Annotated in this window: 13 protein-coding genes; 2 read left to right on the forward strand and 11 right to left on the reverse strand. The window is 69.7% G+C overall.

Going from position 1 to position 17914, the window contains the following annotated elements:
* Positions 1-111: 111 nt before the first annotated feature.
* The 11 genes from ACGFNH_RS03765 to ACGFNH_RS03815 form a co-directional block, all read right to left on the reverse strand.
* Positions 112-2037: a TIGR03960 family B12-binding radical SAM protein gene (locus ACGFNH_RS03765; RefSeq protein ID WP_393651337.1), complete on the reverse strand. Its 1926-nt coding sequence runs from the start codon at positions 2035-2037 to the stop codon at positions 112-114.
* 125 nt (positions 2038-2162) lie between these two features.
* Complete coding sequence (locus ACGFNH_RS03770) at positions 2163-3818, reverse strand: CHAD domain-containing protein (protein ID WP_393651338.1); 1656 nt, start codon at positions 3816-3818, stop codon at positions 2163-2165.
* Between the two features lie 51 nt (positions 3819-3869).
* Positions 3870-5072: a rod shape-determining protein RodA gene (gene rodA, locus ACGFNH_RS03775; RefSeq protein ID WP_393651339.1), complete on the reverse strand. Its 1203-nt coding sequence runs from the start codon at positions 5070-5072 to the stop codon at positions 3870-3872.
* Positions 5072-7252 (reverse strand): penicillin-binding protein 2, encoded by a 2181-nt coding sequence (gene mrdA / locus ACGFNH_RS03780; protein WP_393651340.1) that lies wholly within the window; start codon positions 7250-7252, stop codon positions 5072-5074. The genes rodA and mrdA overlap by 1 nt, the downstream gene beginning before the upstream one ends.
* Before the next feature lie 82 nt (positions 7253-7334).
* A complete protein-coding gene (mreD, locus tag ACGFNH_RS03785) occupies positions 7335-8030 on the reverse strand; it encodes a rod shape-determining protein MreD (RefSeq protein ID WP_393651341.1) in 696 nt (231 codons plus the stop codon).
* A 2-nt stretch (positions 8031-8032) separates the two neighbouring features.
* The gene (mreC, locus tag ACGFNH_RS03790) at positions 8033-9049 is read right to left on the reverse strand and encodes a rod shape-determining protein MreC (RefSeq protein ID WP_393651342.1); all 1017 of its coding nucleotides are present in this window, start codon (positions 9047-9049) and stop codon (positions 8033-8035) included.
* A 188-nt stretch (positions 9050-9237) separates the two neighbouring features.
* Positions 9238-10257 carry a rod shape-determining protein gene (locus ACGFNH_RS03795; protein WP_393651501.1) on the reverse strand — a complete coding sequence of 340 codons (1020 nt, stop codon included), beginning with the start codon at positions 10255-10257 and terminating at the stop codon, positions 9238-9240.
* Between the two features lie 308 nt (positions 10258-10565).
* Positions 10566-10979, reverse strand: a complete 414-nt coding sequence (gene ndk / locus ACGFNH_RS03800) for a nucleoside-diphosphate kinase (RefSeq protein ID WP_393651343.1) — start codon at positions 10977-10979, stop codon at positions 10566-10568.
* An 82-nt stretch (positions 10980-11061) separates the two neighbouring features.
* A complete protein-coding gene (locus ACGFNH_RS03805) occupies positions 11062-11427 on the reverse strand; it encodes a DUF4233 domain-containing protein (RefSeq protein WP_393651344.1) in 366 nt (121 codons plus the stop codon).
* Position 11428: 1 nt separating this feature from the next.
* The gene (locus ACGFNH_RS03810; protein ID WP_393651345.1) at positions 11429-12955 is read right to left on the reverse strand and encodes a bifunctional folylpolyglutamate synthase/dihydrofolate synthase; all 1527 of its coding nucleotides are present in this window, start codon (positions 12953-12955) and stop codon (positions 11429-11431) included.
* 193 nt (positions 12956-13148) lie between these two features.
* Positions 13149-15788 carry a valine--tRNA ligase gene (locus ACGFNH_RS03815; protein ID WP_393651346.1) on the reverse strand — a complete coding sequence of 880 codons (2640 nt, stop codon included), beginning with the start codon at positions 15786-15788 and terminating at the stop codon, positions 13149-13151.
* A 226-nt stretch (positions 15789-16014) separates the two neighbouring features.
* Between ACGFNH_RS03815 and ACGFNH_RS03820 the strand changes: the two genes are divergently transcribed.
* A complete protein-coding gene (locus tag ACGFNH_RS03820; RefSeq protein ID WP_393651347.1) occupies positions 16015-16986 on the forward strand; it encodes a hypothetical protein in 972 nt (323 codons plus the stop codon).
* A 28-nt stretch (positions 16987-17014) separates the two neighbouring features.
* A complete protein-coding gene (locus tag ACGFNH_RS03825; RefSeq protein WP_393651348.1) occupies positions 17015-17869 on the forward strand; it encodes a hypothetical protein in 855 nt (284 codons plus the stop codon).
* The last annotated feature ends 45 nt before the right edge of the window (positions 17870-17914 follow it).

Genomic DNA, 17914 nt, shown 5'->3' on the forward strand with positions numbered 1-17914 from the left:
CAGCTCCCCGTGATGTTCCGTCACTCACGCACACGCATGGTGACGGAACACGGTTGCACAGCGGCCCCGGCCGCCCCGTGCGGGCGACCGGGCCGATCAGGCTCTGCGGTGCTACTTCACGACCGTCAGGGGAAGGAGCTTCTTGCCCGTCGGGCCGATCTGGATGTCGAGGTCGAGCTGAGGACAGACGCCGCAGTCGAAGCAGGGCGTCCAGCGGCAGTCCTCGACCTCGGTCTCGTCGAGCGCGTCCTGCCAGTCCTCCCAGAGCCAGTCCTTGTCCAGGCCCGAGTCCAGGTGGTCCCAGGGCAGGACCTCCTCGTAGGCGCGCTCGCGGGTCGTGTACCAGTCGACGTCCACGCCGTACGCCGGCAGCGTCTTCCCGGCGCACTCCATCCAGCGGTCGTACGAGAAGTACTCGCGCCAGCCGTCGAAGCGGCCGCCGTCCTCGTACACCGCCCGGATGACGGCGCCGACGCGCCGGTCGCCGCGCGAGAGGAGGCCCTCGACGATTCCGGGCTTGCCGTCGTGGTAGCGGAAGCCGATGGAGCGGCCGTACTTCTTGTCACCGCGGATCTTGTCGCGGAGCTTCTCCAGGCGCGCGTCGGTGCCCTCCGCGGAGAGCTGCGGCGCCCACTGGAACGGCGTGTGCGGCTTGGGCACGAAGCCGCCGATGGAGACCGTGCAGCGGATGTCGTTCTTGCCGGAGACCTCACGGCCCTTGGCGATGACGTTCACCGCCATGTCGCCGATCTGCAGCACATCGTCGTCGGTCTCGGTCGGCAGACCGCACATGAAGTACAGCTTCACCTGGCGCCAGCCGTTGCCGTACGCGGTGGCGACGGTCCGGATCAGGTCCTCCTCCGAGACCATCTTGTTGATGACCTTGCGGATGCGCTCGGATCCGCCCTCGGGGGCGAAGGTGAGGCCGGATCTGCGGCCGTTGCGGGTCAGCTCGTTGGCCAGGTCGATGTTGAAGGCGTCCACCCGCGTCGAGGGGAGGGACAGGCCGATCTTGTCCTCCTGGTACCGGTCGGCCAGACCCTTCGCGACGTCGCCGATCTCCGTATGGTCCGCGGAGGAGAGCGAGAGGAGGCCGACCTCCTCGAAGCCGGTGCTCTTCAGGCCCTTGTCGACCATGTCGCCGATGCCCGTGATGCTGCGCTCGCGCACCGGGCGGGTGATCATGCCCGCCTGGCAGAAGCGGCAGCCGCGGGTGCAGCCGCGGAAGATCTCCACGGACATCCGCTCGTGCACGGTCTCGGCGAGCGGGACGAGCGGCTGCTTGGGGTAGGGCCACTCGTCGAGGTCCATGACGGTGTGCTTGGAGACGCGCCACGGCACGCCGGACCGGTTCGGTACGACACGGGAGATCCGGCCGTCGGCGAGGTACTCCACGTCGTAGAACTTCGGGACGTAGACGCTGCCGGTCCGCGCGAGGCGGAAGAGCAGTTCGTCGCGGCCGCCCGGGCGGCCCTCGCCCTTCCAGGTCCGGATGATCTCGGTGACCTCGAGGACGGCCTGCTCGCCGTCGCCGATGACGGCGCAGTCGATGAAGTCCGCGATCGGCTCGGGGTTGAAGGCGGCGTGGCCTCCGGCCATCACGACCGGGTGGTCCTCGGTACGGTCCTTGGCCTCCATGGGGATGCCGGAGAGATCGAGAGTGGTCAGCAGATTGGTGTAGCCGAGCTCCGTCGCAAAGGAGACACCGAGTACGTCGAAGGCGCTGACGGGGCGGTGGGCGTCCACGGTGAACTGCGGGAGACCGTGCTCGCGCATGAGCGCCTCGAGGTCCGGCCAGACGCTGTACGTCCGCTCCGCGAGGACGCCCTCGCGCTCGTTGAGCACCTCGTAAAGGATCATGACGCCCTGGTTGGGCAGCCCGACCTCGTACGCGTCGGGATACATGAGCGCCCAGCGCACATCGCAGGCGTCCCAGTCCTTGACGGTGGAGTTGAGCTCTCCTCCGACGTACTGGATGGGCTTCTGGACGTGCGGGAGAAGCGCTTCCAGGCGTGGGAAGACCGACTCGACAGGCATCACTGTGTCTCTCGTGAGCGGGCGGGGGTGACCATCCAGCGTACCGTGCGCACGGAGCGCGCCCGGCGGGCGCATGATCGGCTCCGCGGCTCGGCCCGGACGCCCGGTCGCCCCGGGCCGCACGCTCAGCTCCGCAGCGCCGCCAGCAGCTTCTTCCGAGACGCCTCGCGCCAGGCGCGGGGCAGCTCGGCCTCGCGTGCGTCCGCCTGCGCCTCCTCGTGCCCGTACAGCACCCCGAAGGTGAAGGAGCTCTCGTGGGCCTTCTGCGCCTCGACGGCGAGCTCGCGCAGCGCGGTACGCGCGACCACGCTGTCCTGGTGGTCGCCGAGGGCGTCCTGGAGCGCCTTCATGTGCCGTACGAGGCGCTTCGCGGGCTTGCCGAGCGCGGGCCGGGCGGCCTCGGCGGCGTAGCGCAGGCGCTTGGCCGCCTTGCGGGCCTCGTGCACGGCGACGTCCCGGTCGTGGCCGCGGGGCGTGGCCAGGGCGACGTTCACGCGCCGGGCGAGACGGTCGAAGTCGCGGAGTACGGCGCGCGGCAGCACGACGCGGGCGGCCCGGCCGGCGGCGCGGCGCAGCGGGGGTTCGGCGAGCAGCGCGTCGAGGGTGTCGAGGAGGTCGAGATAGCGGTCGCTGTCGAGGGTGGCGATGACATGGCGGCGCGATCCGCGGCGGCGGGCGTTGGACCAGGTGCGGAGCCGGGCGCGGACGGGTCCCGTGATCAGCGGCCGCGGGAGTTCGGTCAGCCGCTCGTAGAGGCGGGCGGTGAGGACCTCGCGGTCCCGGTCGACGCCCAGCTCGGCGGCGAGCCATTTCAGCTCGTCGCTGACGGGGTCGGTGACGTCGCGGTCGAGGATCGTGCGGAACGACTTGAAGGTGCTGCGCAGGCGGCGGGTGGCGACGCGCATGCGGTGGACGGAGTCGTGCTGGTCACGGCGCACGGCGGGGTCGAGCTCGACGATGACATCGAGCTGGGCGCGGAGGTACTGGAGGACATGGTCGCCGGCCGTTTTCCCGGCGACGGGCGCCTTGCCCTTGGCGGCATCGGCGGTCGCGGCCCTGGCGTCCCTCGTGCCCTTGCCGGCCTTGGCCTTCCCCCTCTTGGCCTTGGGTGACTTCCTCTTGCCCGCCTTCCCGGCCCTCCCCTGCGTCTCCTCCTCGTCCTCCGCGCCGGGCGTTCGCGTCTCCGCCAGCGCCCGCGCGAGCTTGGAGGGGCCGGTGGCGCGCCGCATTCCGGCATGCGTCAGGACCCGTTCGATCGCGTCGAGCAGCTTCCGGCCGGCACCCTCGGCCAGTTCGACCTCGACCTCGGTCCAGTCGGCGGTCCGGGGCACGGCCCCCTCCTCGCCGCTCAGCCGCTCCGCGGTGACCTGGTCGGTGCTCACCTCCGCGAGCAGCCGTCCCTCGGCGTCGACGACGTGGTGCACATCGCGCTCGGACCGCAACCGGACGATGGGCAGGAGCGGGGCGTGCCGGACCCGGGACCGTACGAGCCCGGCCAGCTCCTTCGGCAGGCGGGCGGAGAGCGGGGCGCGGATCTCCTCGCGGACATCCGTATCGACCGGCAGTTTGAGGTGCCAGCCCTCGTCGCCGCCGCCCGTGCGGCGGCGCAGGGTGATGGCGGCCGCGGCGAGCCGCTCGTCCTCGGTGTCGTAGTAGGTGGCATCGAGGCTGGTCACGCCTCTGTCGACCACGGCGGCCACGCCTGGGACACCGGTCAGGTCGGGAAGTCCGCTCTCGGGGGCGTCGTACTTACGCTCGATCTCGCGCGACTGTTCCGCCATGAATTGAATCTACCGGCCCAGCCCGGAGCGCGACATCCCGCACGGGTCCGCCTAGGCCGAGACCGGCCGCTGCATCTTGATCGACTGCAGCAGCCCGATGGCGATCCAGACGGCGAACATGGAGGTGCCGCCGTACGAGACGAAGGGCAGCGGGAGGCCCGCGACCGGCATGATGCCGAGCGTCATGCCGATGTTCTCGAACGCCTGGAACGCGAACCAGGCGATGATCCCGGCAGCCACCACCGTGCCGTACAGCTCGGAGGTGTCGCGGGCGATACGGCAGGCGCGCCACAGGACGATGCCCAGCAGCACGATGATCAGGCCCGCGCCGAGGAAGCCCAGCTCCTCCCCCGCGACGGTGAAGATGAAGTCGGTCTGCTGCTCGGGCACGAACTGGCCGGTGGTCTGGTGGCCGTTGAAGAGGCCCGTGCCGGTCAGACCGCCCGAACCGATCGCGATCCGCGCCTGGTTGGTGTTGTAGCCGACGCCCGCCGGGTCGAGCTCGGGGTTGGCGAAGGCGGCGAAGCGGTTGAGCTGGTAGTCGTCGAGCAGTCCGAACTGCCAGACCGCGATGGCACCGCTGGCGCCGATGGCCACCAGTCCGATGACCCAGCGGTTGGAGGCGCCCGAGGCCAGCAGGATGCCGAGCACGATCACCACGATGACCATCACCGAGCCGAGGTCCGGCATCAGCATGATGATCCCGATGGGCAGCGCGGCCAGGGCGAGCGCCTGGACGACCGTACGGTGATCGGGATGCGCCCGGTCTCCCGCGTCCACCCTGGCCGCCAGCAGCATCGCCATCCCGAGGATGATCGTGATCTTGGCGAATTCGGAGGGCTGGAGGGAGAAGCCGCCACCGATCTGGATCCAGGCGTGCGAGCCGTTGATGGTCGAGCCGAGCGGGGTCAGGACCGCGGCGGTGAGCAGGACGGAAATGCCGTACAGCACGGGTACGGCGCCGCGCAGCGTGCGGTGTCCGAGCCAGATCGTGCCGATCATGAGGGCGATCCCGATGCCGGTGTTCAGCACATTCCTGAAGAGGAAGTAGTACGGGTCGCCCTGGTTGAGCTCGGTGCGGTTGCGCGTCGCCGACCAGACCAGCAGGCAGCCGAGGGCGGAGAGCGTCAATGCGGAGCCGAGCATCGCCCAGTCCATGCGGCGGACCATGGAATCGCGTGCGGTGATCTTGCCCCACAGGCCGAGTTCGGGCCGGTAACGGCTGATCCAGAAGCCGCCGTTCGCACCGTCCACTAGCCCCTCCGCCTGGTCAGGGCCGCCGCCAGCTCGACCGTGGACGCCGACTCCGAGGGCTTCGGAGGCTCGTACGGCTTGGCGGGCTTGGCCTCGATCGTGCCGTCCTTCTCGATCTTCGGCAGGTCGGCCTGGGGCTTGGAGAGCAGGGCGCGCTTCTTGTCGATGCCGCCCTTCTCGTCGACTCCGTAGAGGCCGTTGTAGATGTTGCGCACCGCGGGACCGGAGGCGCCGGAGCCGGTGCCGCCCTGGGAGATCGTCATCACGATCGCGTAGTCCTTGGTGTAGGTGGCGAACCAGGACGTGGTCTGCTTGCCGTAGACCTCGGCCGTACCGGTCTTGGCATGCATCTCGATCTTGTCCTGGGGCCAGCCGCCGAACCGCCAGGCCGCGGTGCCGCGGGTGGCGACGCCCGCCAGCGCGTTGTCCATCTGCGCCAGGTTCGTCTTCGAGACCGGCAGCTTGCCGTGCGACTTCGGCTTGATGTGCTGGACGTCCTTGCCGTCGGGACTGATGACGGCCTTGCCGACGGTCGGGTCGTAGAGCGTGCCGCCGTTGGCGATGGCGGAGTAGATGGTCGCCATCTGGATCGGGGTGACGAGGGTGTCACCCTGGCCGATGGAGTAGTTGATCGAGTCGTACGCGTGGAGCTTGAAGCCTTCGAGGCAGCTCTCCCGGGCGAAGACGGTCTCGAAGTCCTTCTTGTCCTTGCCCTTCTTGGCCTGCTCGCACCAGGCGTCCTTGTTGGCCTTCCAGAAGTCCTTCTTCCACTGGCGGTCCGGGACGCGGCCCTTGACCTCGTTGGGGAGGTCGATGCCGGTCTCGGCGCCGAGGCCGAACTTGTGGGCGGTCTTGTAGAACCAGTCCTTGGCGCTCTGCTTCGGCTTGAGCCCGCCGTCCTTCTGCCACTGCTCGTGCGCCAGCCGGTAGAAGACGGTGTCGCAGGAGACCTCGAGTGCCCGGCCGAGGCTGATCGCGCCGTGGCTCTGCGACTCGAAGTTCTTGAAGACCTGGCCGCCGATGCTGTACGCGCTGGTGCAGGGGTAGCCGCCGTTGAACTCGTAGCCCGCGTTGAGCGAGGCCGCGGTGGAGACGACCTTGAAGATCGAGCCGGGGGCGGCCTGGCCCTGGATGGCGCGGTTGAGCAGCGGGTAGTTGGACGCCTTGCTGGTGAGCCGCTTGTAGTCCTTGGCGTCGATGCCGCCGACCCAGGCGTTGGGGTCGTAGTCGGGGTTGGAGGCCATGCCCACGACGCGCCCGGTCTTCGCCTCCATGACGACGACCGCGCCGGCGTCCGCCTCGTACGGGCGGCCGGTGTTGCGGTCGACCTGCTTGCGCGCCTCCTTCATCGCCTTGTCCAGCTCCTTCTCCGCCAGCGACTGGACGCGGGAGTCGATGCTGGTGACGACGGACGAACCGGGCTGGCCCTTGTCGCTCTTGGTGGTGCCGATGACGCGCCCGAGGTTGTCCACCTCGTAGCGGGTGACGCCGGCGTTGCCGCGGAGGTACTTGTCGTAGGCCCGCTCGAGTCCGGAGCGGCCGATCTGGTCGGAGCGCAGGAACGGGGAGTCGGTGTCCTTGGCCTTCTCGATCTCCTCGTCGGTGACGGGCGAGAGATAGCCGAGCACCTGGGCGGTGTTGGCCTTCACCGGCGAGGGGTAGCGGCGTACGGCCATGGGCTCCGCGCTGATGCCGGGGAAGTCCTCGGCGCGCTCCCGGATCTGCAGGGCCTGCTGGGTGGTGGCCTCGTCGGTGATGGGGATCGGCTGGTACGGCGAGCCGTTCCAGCAGGGCTGCGGGGTCTTGGAGTCGCAGAGCCTGACCTTCTGGGCCACGTCCTTCGGCGACATGTCGAGGACGTCGGCGAGCTTGCCGAGGACGGCATCGCCGTCGTCCTTCATCTTCAGCAGGTCGGTGCGGTTCGCGGAGACGACCAGGCGGGTCTCGTTGTCGGCGAGCGGCACGCCGCGGGCGTCGAGGATGGAGCCGCGGACCGCGGGCTGGACGACCTGCTGGACGTGGTTGCTCCGTGCCTCCTGCGCGTACTCGTCGCCATTGCGGACCTGGAGGTACCAGAGGCGGCCGCCGAGGGTGAACAGCAGGGAGAAGACCAGGATCTGGATGGCGATCAGCCGGATCGTGACCCGCGAGGTCCGTCCGGTCTCCGGGATGTTGCTCACCTTGCCCCCTCCGGCTGCTCTGCGCGGGATACAGCCGGCAGCGGCGCCGCCCGGCCCGGCGTCCCCGTCGTGACTGCCTCGCTCACAGTCGCTTGACCCCCTTGAGGCGCGCCGGCTTGATGCGTCCGGTCCGCTGGCGCGACCGGTAGGGCTTGCCGAGCCCGAGCATGCCGCCGCGGCCCGAACGGGTTCCCAGCAGGCTGTCGGCGGTCGCGAAGCTCCGCAGGGCGTGGTCGCTGCCTCCGGTGGGACCGCTCGTGGTCTCGTTCATGGGGTCGTTCTCGGCTCTCCTCGCCAGCCACATGACTCCGGGCACCACGAAGGGGGCCAGCAGCAGGTCGTAGAGCGAGGCGGTCAGGATGAGATTGGTGACGCCCACCTGGCGGGCGGCGGTGTCGCCGACGAGAGCGCCGACGCCCGCGTACATCAGCGTGGTGCCGATGGCGGCGCCGACGACGACCAGCAGCGGGCCGGTGGCCGAACGGACCCGTCCGGTATCGGACTTGGCGAGGCCGGCGAGATAGCCGATGACGCAGAGCACGAGCGCGTACCGGCCCACCGCGTGGTCGGCGGGCGGCGCGAGGTCGCAGAGCAGTCCGGCGCCGAAGCCGATGACGCAGCCGGCGGTGTGCCCGTAGACCAGGGCCAGGGCGAGGACGACGAGCAGCATGAGGTCGGGCACGGCGCCCGGGAGGTGCAGCCGCGCCAGGACCGACACCTGGACGACGAGCGCGACGACCACGAGCGAGGTGGAGAGCAGGATCCTGTTGAGACGCATGATCAGCTCCTGGTCGGGCTCGGCTCGGGCGCGTCTCCGCGTCCCGCGGGTGTGGCTCCGCCGGCGTCCACCGAGGGGCTCGCCGCGCCCGAGGGGTCGGCGGATCCTCCGGCCGACGGACTGGCGGTGACAGTCACGGTTGGCGTCGGCTTGGCCTTGGGCGGGGGCGGCAGCACGGCGTCACGCGGGTCCTTGCGCGGCGGCTGCACGACGATCCCGACGATGTCGAGCTTGGTGAAGCCGACGAACGGGCGGACCTGCAGGGTGCGGGTGAGGTCGCCGTTCGACGGGTCGACACGGACGACCTCGCCCACCGGCACGCCGGGTACGAACGGTCTGTCGGCGCGGGATCCGAAGGTGACCATACGGTCGCCCTTCTTCACCTTGGCCTTGCCGTTGAGGAGTTGGACGCGCAGCGGGCGGTCGCCCTGGCCGGTGGCGAAGCCCAGTTCGGCGGACTTCTCCATACGCGTGCCGACGGTGAAGTCGGGGTCGTTGGCGAGCAGGACGGTCGCGGTGGACGCGGAGACGGTGGTGACCCGCCCGACCAAGCCGTCACCGTTGAGCACGGTCATGTCGCGCGCGATGCCGTCGTCGGTGCCCGCGTCGATGGTGACGGTCCACGAGAAGCCCTGCGCGGCTCCTATGGCGATGACCTCGGCGCCCTTGATGCCGTAACGGCCGGCGCCGGCGGTCTTCAGCATCTTGTCCAGCTCGCCGGCGCGGCCCTTGGTCCGGTCGTCGCTGCCCAGCTTCGCCTTCAGAGCGGCGTTCTCACGCTCCAGTTCGGCGATCCTGCTGTGCCGCCCACCGGAGTCGCGTACCGCGCCGATGGCGTTGCCGACCGGGTTCACCGCTGAGGCCACGCCGTTCTCCACGGGCCCGAAGGCCGAGGCCGCGGCACGCCGCGCGCTGTCGAGCGGGGAGTTCTCGCCGCCGCGGATGTCCACCGTGATCAGGGCGAACGCGATGACGATCAGCAGCACCAGGAGCAACCGGCTCTCTCGTGTGTCCCTCACGTGCGGCGGCCGTGCCTTCCTCGTCGAATGCGGGTGTTGCGGGTGTCCTGCATTGTCCGGGAATCAACAGCACATGTCTGCGATATGGACGCTGCATTCTTCTGCTCTGCGAACGGTGCACCGCGGAAGGCGTCACCCGCGCATGGGACTTCCTCACTCGAAGGTGGGAAGAAAACGCCGTCGCTCCGTCATCTACGGGGCTGGGCGTCCAGCACCTGCTGAAGCGCCTCGAACTCCTCCACGCACTTGCCGGAACCGAGGGCGACGGAGTCCAGCGGGTCCTCGGCGATGTGGATGGGCATGCCGGTCTCGCGGCGCAGCCGCTCGTCGAGCCCGCGCAGCAGCGCACCGCCGCCGGTGAGCACGATGCCGCGGTCCATCACGTCGCCGGAGAGCTCGGGCGGGCATTTGTCGAGCGTGGTCTTCACCGCGTCGACAATGGCGTTGAGCGGCTCTTCCATGGCCTTGCGGATCTCGCCGCTGGAGATGACCACGGTCTTCGGGAGGCCGCTGACCAGGTCGCGGCCGCGGATCTCGGTGTGCTCGTCCTCGTCGCTGTCGAAGGCCGAGCCGATCGTGATCTTGATGTTCTCCGCGCTCCGCTCACCGAGGAGGAGGCTGTACTCCTTCTTGATGTGCTGGATGATCGCGTTGTCCAGCTCGTCGCCCGCGACGCGGATCGACTGCGCGGTAACGATGCCGCCCAGCGAGATCACGGCGACCTCGGTGGTACCGCCGCCGATGTCCACCACCATGTTTCCGGTCGCTTCGTGGACCGGGAGGCCGGAGCCGATCGCGGCGGCCATCGGCTCCTCGATGATGTGCACCTGGCGCGCACCGGCCTGCGTCGACGCCTCGATGACGGCGCGGCGCTCGACACCTGTGATCCCGGAGGGAACACACACGACGACCCTGGGGCGGGCGAGATAACGCCGTTTATGGATCTTCAGAATGAAATACCGGAGCATCCGCTCGGTGATCTCGAAGTCGGCGATGACGCCGTCCTTGAGAGGTCGGACCGCGACGATGTTGCCGGGGGTGCGGCCGATCATCTTCTTCGCTTCCGCGCCGACCGCCAGGATGCCGCCGGTGTTCGTGTTGATGGCGACGACGGACGGCTCGTTGAGGACGATCCCGCGACCCCTGACGTACACCAGCGTGTTGGCGGTGCCGAGGTCGACAGCCATGTCACGGCCGATGAACGACATATTGTTCCCCATGAGGATACGTCTGGCCTTCCCAGCTGGAGCGAGTGTGTGTAGGTCGGCGAGGTGAACGCTTGAAAGTGGCGTGAGTCCATCGTAGTCACGCCGGGATCGAACGCGCTGCGAGGGCTACTCCGCCATTGTCGGCGGAACACGCGCCTACCCCCGTATTGGTGACGTCGTGTCGGAGTGACAGGTTCCCCGATATGCCCAGCATATGCCAAGGGGCGACCGCAGAAATTCGGTCGCCCCAGGTCACAAGGTGGAAACGCCTGACGTCCCGTCAGGGGAAAGTCGGGAAAATACTGGCTTCAGCCAACCGTGGGAAAAAACAGCTTCAGCTCGCGCTCGGCCGACTCGGCCGAGTCGGACGCGTGGATGAGGTTCTCCCGCACGATGGTGCCGAAATCGCCGCGAATGCTTCCGGGAGCTGCTGCGATCGGGTCCGTCGGCCCGGTCAGCGTCCGCAGGCCCTCGATCACCCGCTCGCCCTCGACGACCAGCGCGACGACCGGACCGGAGGACATGAACTCCACCAGCGGCTCGTAGAACGGCTTGCCGACGTGCTCGCCGTAATGCTGCTCCAGCAGGGAGCGGTCCAGCCGGCGCATCTCCAGGGCACTGATCCGCCAGTCGGCCTTCTTCTCGATACGGCCGATGATCTCACCGATCAGACCGCGTCGTACGGCGTCGGGCTTGAGCAGGACGAGCGTGCGCTGGCTCACGGTGCGAGCTCCTTCTGGGTACGCCGATGAGTTACGGCAATGTGCGGGTGCGAAGAGGCTACATGGGTGAACGGACGCACCGTCACGCAGTGTCCGCTCCCGGTCCCGCCCCACCTTCGGCCTGAATCGCGAACCGGGCCTTCGCCTCGTCGACCTTCCGGCCGAAATGGACCGAGGCCCACCACAGGCCCCCGAAAAGCACACCGAGGAAGAACATCACAGGTACGACGAATCCGGCCGCGATCAGCCCGATCTGCAGCGTCCAGCCGATCGGCACGGCGCCGGGGCGGGACAGCATGCCGCACAGCAGCAGGCTGACCAGCATCGCGGTGCCGCTGACGCCCCAGACCGCGGCCGGCGACAGTTCCGTGGTCTGCATGGCCACCAGGCCCGCGAAACCGATGACGAAGAATTCACCGATCAGGGTGGACGCGCACAGGGTTCGCATCTCAGGCCCTCCCGAGCAGCAGCCGGGCCTCGCCGACCGTGATCACCGAACCGGTCACCAGAACGCCTCCGCCGGAGAACTCGCCCTCCTCCTCGGCGAGCGTGACCGCTACTTCCAGGGCGTCGTCCAGCCGCGGCTCGACCTGCACCCGCTCCTCGCCGAAGACCTCGACAGCGAGCGCGGCCAGCTCGTCCACGTCCATCGCCCGGTGGCTGGAGTTCCGCGTCACCACGACCTCGGCGAACAGCGGCTCGAAGGCCTCCAGGAAACCCTTCACGTCCTTGTCGCCGCTCATGCCGACCACACCGACGAGCCGGCTGAAGCCGAACGCCTCGCCGATCGCCGCGACCGCCGCCTGCGCCCCTCCCGGGTTGTGCGCGGCGTCGAGGAGGACCGGCGGGCTCTTCCGTACGACCTCGAGGCGACCCGGTGACGCGACGGACGCGAAGGCGGTGCGGACGGTGTCGATGTCGAGCGTCCGGTCGTGCTCCGCGCCGATGCCGAAGAACGCCTCGACCGCGGCCAGCGCCACCACCGCGTTGTGCGCCATGTGCGCACCGTGCAGCGGCAGGAAGAGGTCCGGGTACTCGCCGCCCAGTCCGCGCAGCGTCAGCAACTGGCCGCCGACGGCGACCTCGCGGGAGGTGACGCCGAACTCCATGCCCTCGCGGGCGATGGTGGCGTCCTTCTCGGCCGCGCGCTTGAGCATCACCTGTGCCGCGTCGACCGGCTGCTGGGCGAGGATCACGGTCGAGCCGTCCTTGACGATGCCCGCCTTCTCCCCGGCGATGTCGCCGGGTGTTGCGCCGAGCCGGTCGGTGTGGTCCAGCGAGATGGGGGTCACCACGGCCACCTGGGCGTCGATCACGTTCGTGGCGTCCCAGGTGCCGCCCATGCCGACCTCGACGACCGCCACGTCGACCGGCGCATCGGCGAAGGCCGCGTACGCCATGCCGGTCAGCACCTCGAAGAAGGAGAGCCGGTACTCCTGGGCGGAGTCGACCATCTCCACGTACGGCTGGACGTCGCGGTAGGTCTCGATGAACCGCTCCGCGGAGACCGGCGCGCCGTCCAGGCTGATCCGTTCGGTGACGGACTGGACGTGCGGGCTGGTGTAGCGGCCGGTGCGGAGTTCGAAGGATGCGAGCAGGGCCTCGATCATGCGGGCCGTGCTGGTCTTGCCGTTGGTGCCGGTGATGTGGATGGACGGGTAGGCGCGCTGCGGCTCCCCGAGGACGTCCATCAGGGCCTCGATCCGCGTCACCGACGGGTCGAGTTTGGTCTCCCCCCAGCGGGTCGCGAGTTCCGTCTCGACCTCGCGCAGCTCCCGGTCCACCTCGGGGTCGGAGGGGCGGGCGGGAACGGCGTCGCCCTGGGGCAGTCCGGCCTGTGTCCGCAGGGTCCGGCTGCCGGCTTCGATCACCGCGAGGTCGGGGTCGCGGCCGGTCTCCTCCTCCACGATCTCGTCGAAGCGATCGAGGGGGTCGGAGGTGCCGTCGGGGTCGTCGTGCGGAGGGAAGTCGCTCACGCGCCCCAGTCTACGGAGCGGGTCCGGGGGCTCCGGGCAGCAGGGGCGGCCCCGGGACCGGGGGCCCGTTCCCGCGGCACGACGTCCGCGGACCGCGGGGGATTCCGCCGCCCCGATTCCGGCGGCGCCCGCCCACCGGGCGTATCGCCCCGCCCGCCCCCATGGAGGGCGGACGGGGAGTGCGAGGCTCGGGTCAGGCTTGCGGCAGGCCGGCGATCTGGGCGGAGATCCGCTCGATGTCGGCGGTGGCGGTCGCCTGCCGTCCGCGGATCTTCTCCACGACGTTGTCGGGGGCCTTCGCAAGGAACGCCTCGTTGCCCAGCTTCGCCGTGGTCTGCGCCAGTTCCTTCTCCGCCGCCGCGAGATCCTTGGCGAGCCGCTTCCGCTCGGCCTCGACGTCGATGGCGCCGGAGAGGTCGAGGGCGACGGTGGCCCCGCCCACCGGCAGGGTGGCGGTGGGCGTGAAGCCCTCGCCCTCCGGCTGGAGGCGCAGGAGCTGGCGGATCGCGTCCTCGTGTGCGGCGAGCGCCGGGCTCGCGGCCAGGTCCAGGCGGGCCGGGACCTTCTGGCCGGGCTGGAGGCCCTGGTCGGCGCGGAACCGGCGGACCTCGGTGACGACCTGCTGGACCGTCTCGATCTCCTGCTCGGCCGCACGGTCGCGGAATCCGCTGTCCTTCGGCCAGTCGGCGATGACGACCGACTCCTGGCCGGTGAGCGTGGTCCACAGCGCCTCGGTGACGAACGGCACCACGGGGTGCAGCAGTCGCAGCGTGACGTCCAGGACCTCGCCCAGCACGCGCCGGGAGGCATCCGCCTCCGGACCGCCCTTGGCGAACGTGGTCTTGGACAGCTCGACGTACCAGTCGAAGACCTCGTCCCAGGCGAAGTGGAACAGCGCCTCGCTGAGCTTGGAGAACTGGTAGTCGTCGTAGTACGCGTCGACTTCGGCAACGACGCTGTTCAGCCGGGACAGGATCCAGCGGTCCTCGGCGCGCAGTTCATCGGGGGCGGGGAGGCCGCCCTCGATCGTCGCACCGTTCATGAGCGCGAAGCGGGTCGCGTTCCAGATCTTGTTGGCGAAGTTGCGGGACGCCTGGACCCAGTCCTCGCCGATCGGCACGTCGACACCCGGGTTGGCACCGCGGGCGAGGGTGAAACGGACGGCGTCGGAGCCGTACGTGTCCATCCAGTCCAGCGGATTGACCGCGTTGCCAAAGGACTTGGACATCTTCTTGCCGAACTGGTCGCGGACCATGCCGTGCAGGGCGATGGTGCGGAACGGCGGGGTGCCGTCCATCGCGTACAGCCCGAACATCATCATCCTGGCGACCCAGAAGAAGAGGATGTCGTAGCCGGTCACCAGGACCGCGTTCGGATAGAACTTCTCGAGGCTCTCGGTCCGCGCCGGCCAGCCGAGCGTGGAGAAGGGCCACAGGCCGGAGGAGAACCAGGTGTCGAGGACATCACTGTCCTGGTGCCAGCCCTCGCCGCTCGGCGGCTCCTCGTCCGGGCCGACGCAGACGACCTCGCCCTCGGGCCCGTACCAGACCGGGATGCGGTGGCCCCACCAGAGCTGGCGCGAGATGCACCAGTCGTGGAGGTTGTCGACCCAGCCGAAGTAGCGGGACTCCATCTCCTTGGGGTGGATGTCCACCCGGCCGTCGCGGACCGCGTCGCCCGCGGCCTTCGCGAGCGGGCCGACCTTGACCCACCACTGCATCGACAGCCGCGGCTCGATGGTGGTCTTGCAGCGCGAGCAGTGCCCGACCGAGTGCGTGTACGGGCGCTTCTCCGCGACGATGCGGCCCTCCGCGCGCAGCGCGGCCACGATGGTGGACCGAGCCTCCAGGCGGTCGAGCCCCTGGAACGGGCCGTGCACGGTGATGACCGCGTGCTCGTCCATGACCGCGAGGTTCGGCAGGTCGTGGCGGCGGCCGATCTCGAAGTCGTTCGGGTCGTGGGCCGGCGTCACCTTCACGGCGCCGGTGCCGAACTCCGGGTCGACATGCTCGTCGGCGACGACCGGGATACGGCGTCCGGTGAGCGGGAGTTCGATCTCGGTGCCGACGAGGTGCCGGTAGCGCTCGTCGTCGGGGTGGACCGCGACGGCCGTGTCGCCGAGCATCGTCTCGGCGCGGGTGGTCGCCACGACGATCGAGGAGTCGCCCTCGCCGTAGCGGATCGAGACCAGCTCGCCGTCGTCGTCCTGGTACTCCACCTCGATGTCGGAGATGGCGGTCAGGCAGCGCGGGCACCAGTTGATGATGCGCTCGGCGCGGTAGATCAACTCGTCGTCGTAGAGCCGCTTGAAGATGGTCTGGACGGCCTGGGAGAGACCCTCGTCCATGGTGAAGCGCTCGCGGGACCAGGCGACGCCGTCGCCGAGGCGCTTCATCTGGCCGGAGATCTGGCCGCCGGACTCGGCCTTCCACTTCCACACCCGCTCGACGAACGCCTCACGGCCCAGGTCGTGCCGGGACTTGCTCTCCTTGGCGAGCTCGCGCTCCACGACGTTCTGCGTCGCGATGCCGGCGTGGTCCATGCCGGGCTGCCACAGCGTCTCGTAACCCTGCATCCGCTTGCGGCGGGTGAGGGCGTCGATCAGCGTGTGCTCGAAGGCGTGGCCGAGGTGGAGAGAGCCGGTGACGTTGGGCGGCGGGATGACGATCGTGTACGGCTCTTTGTCGCTCTTGGCGTCCGCCTCGAAATACCCGCGCTCTACCCAGCGGTCGTACAGCTGCCCCTCTACCTCGGCCGGTGCGTACTGAGTCGGCAGATCTGCTGGGCGTGCGCTGTTGGCCCCGTCGTCGGGGCGCTGGGTGTTGTCGGTCACGACGGCCAGTGTAAGGGCCGCGTCGGGGCGGTTACGAACCGCTTCCCGGGCCCGCACGTACCGCTTCCCGAGCCCGTACGAACCGCCGCCCGAGCCGGGGGCCCGGCATGAACCATCGGGCCGCAGGTGTCCGCAACAGTTTCGAACCTGTTGCGGCCCCGAGGTAAAGCCCGCATAAGGCGTCCGGGAGGATGTGGCCCAACTGTCTTGTCAACGAGGGGATGCAATGAGTCACCACCAGCCGCCACCACAGCCAGGGCCCTATGGGGGCGGCGCACCCCACCCCTACGGTCAGGGCGGTGCGGCAGGGCAGCCCGGCTACGGATACCCGCCCCAGCCGGGCCCGGGCCAGGTCCCGCCCCAGCAGGGCTACGGCTACCCCGGGCAGGGCCAACCGGGCCCGTACGGCGGCCCGCCTCAGCAGCCCGGCCCCTACGGACAGCCCCCGCAGCCGGGCCCGTACGGACAGCAGCAAGGCCCGTACGGGCAGCAGCCGGGACCCTACGGGCAGCAGCCCTACCCGATGCCGCCCGTGCCTCCGCCGGGCGGCGGCAGCGGCAAGAAGGTCGGCATCATCATCGGCGCGGCCGCGGCCATCGGCGCCGTGGGGCTCGGGATCTTCTTCCTCGCGGGCGGGGCCTCCGCGGAGGACGGGCCGCACAAGCTGACGACGCCCGCCACCGTGGCGACGGACTTCGACCGCCAGGGCAATGGCAGGGACGACTCCAGCATCGGCTCCGGCGACGCGGACGACCTCAAGGAGATCCCGGGCGTCACCGACGCGCACCCCGTCCAGGCCGAGTACGCCACGGCATCGAAGAAGCAGATGCTGCTGACCGGTCTCTGGGGCAAGATCGAGGACCCCGAGCAGGTCGTCGACGCGATGTTCGTCGTGCTGACCAAGTCCGCGGACGAGGACGGCGAGGCCGAGCCCGTGGGCAGCCCGGAGGAGGTCGAGCCCGAGGGCATCGACGGCGCCGTGATGAAGTGCCAGAACTTCCGGTTCACCAACAACGACTCCAGCGCTCCCGTGAAGTCGGCAACGCTCCCCATGTGCATCTGGGGCGACTCCAGCACCGTGGGCGGCGTCATGCTGATGGACCCGCTGGCCGCGATCGCAGGCAAGGCCGACATCGGCGAGGCCGCGGAGACCACCGCCAAGGTCCGTAGCGACGCCCGCGTCCCGCTCAAGAACTAGCGACACCCACGCACCCGAGAGGAACTCCATGAGCCACAACCAGCCGGGCCCGTACGGCGGTCAGCCGCCTCAGCAGCCCGGACCGTACGGCGGTCAGCCCGGTCAGCCGCCCCAGCAGCCGGGCCCGTACGGACAGCCGCCGCAGCAGCCCCCGGGCCAGCCCGGCTACGGCTACCCGCAGCAGGGCGGCGCGGTGCCTCCGCAGCAGCCCGCCTACGGCTACCCGCAGGGCCAGCCGCAGCAGCCGGGCCCGTACGGCCAGCAGCCGCAGATGGGTTGGGGCACTCCCCCGCCCCCGCCGCCGGCCAGCAACAAGGGCAAGATCATCGGCATCGTCGCGGGTGTGGTCGCTCTCGCGGTCATAGTCGTCGGCGCCATCGCGATGCTGGGCGGCGGTGGAGGCGACTACAAGCTGGACACCCCGGCCACGGTGCTCGGGGGCGAGTACAAGGAGAACGACGCTCTGACGCAGAAGCAGGGTGTCACCCCCCAGACCGGCAGCGGCAGCGGCATCGAGGACGGCAAGACCGCCAATGCCGGGTATGCCGGCGACGACTCCGTGATTTCCTTCGCCGGCGGATACGGCAATGTCACCGACCCCGAAGAGGCCGTGGACGCAATCCTTCAGGGCGCCTCCCGGGGCGCCTCTCCGAAGGAGCAGAAGCCTTCCGGCTTCGACGGTGACGTCATGAAGTGCAGCGAGATCAGCTTCGGCATCGTCAAGCTGCCGGCCTGTGCCTGGGGCGACGACAGCACTGCCGCGATCGTGCTCTGGGGCCCGAAGCCGGGAACCACCGACCCGAGCTCCCTGAATCCGCCCTCCGTCGAGGAGTGGGCGGAGACCACGGCGAAGTTCCGCAACGACGTGCGCGTCAAGAAGTAGTACGCCGAGTCCACAACGTGTAAGGGGCGCCCGGCAGTTGCCGGG

Origin of the sequence: Streptomyces sp. NPDC048639 (assembly GCF_043199075.1) — a bacterium.
Taxonomy (GTDB): domain Bacteria; phylum Actinomycetota; class Actinomycetes; order Streptomycetales; family Streptomycetaceae; genus Streptomyces.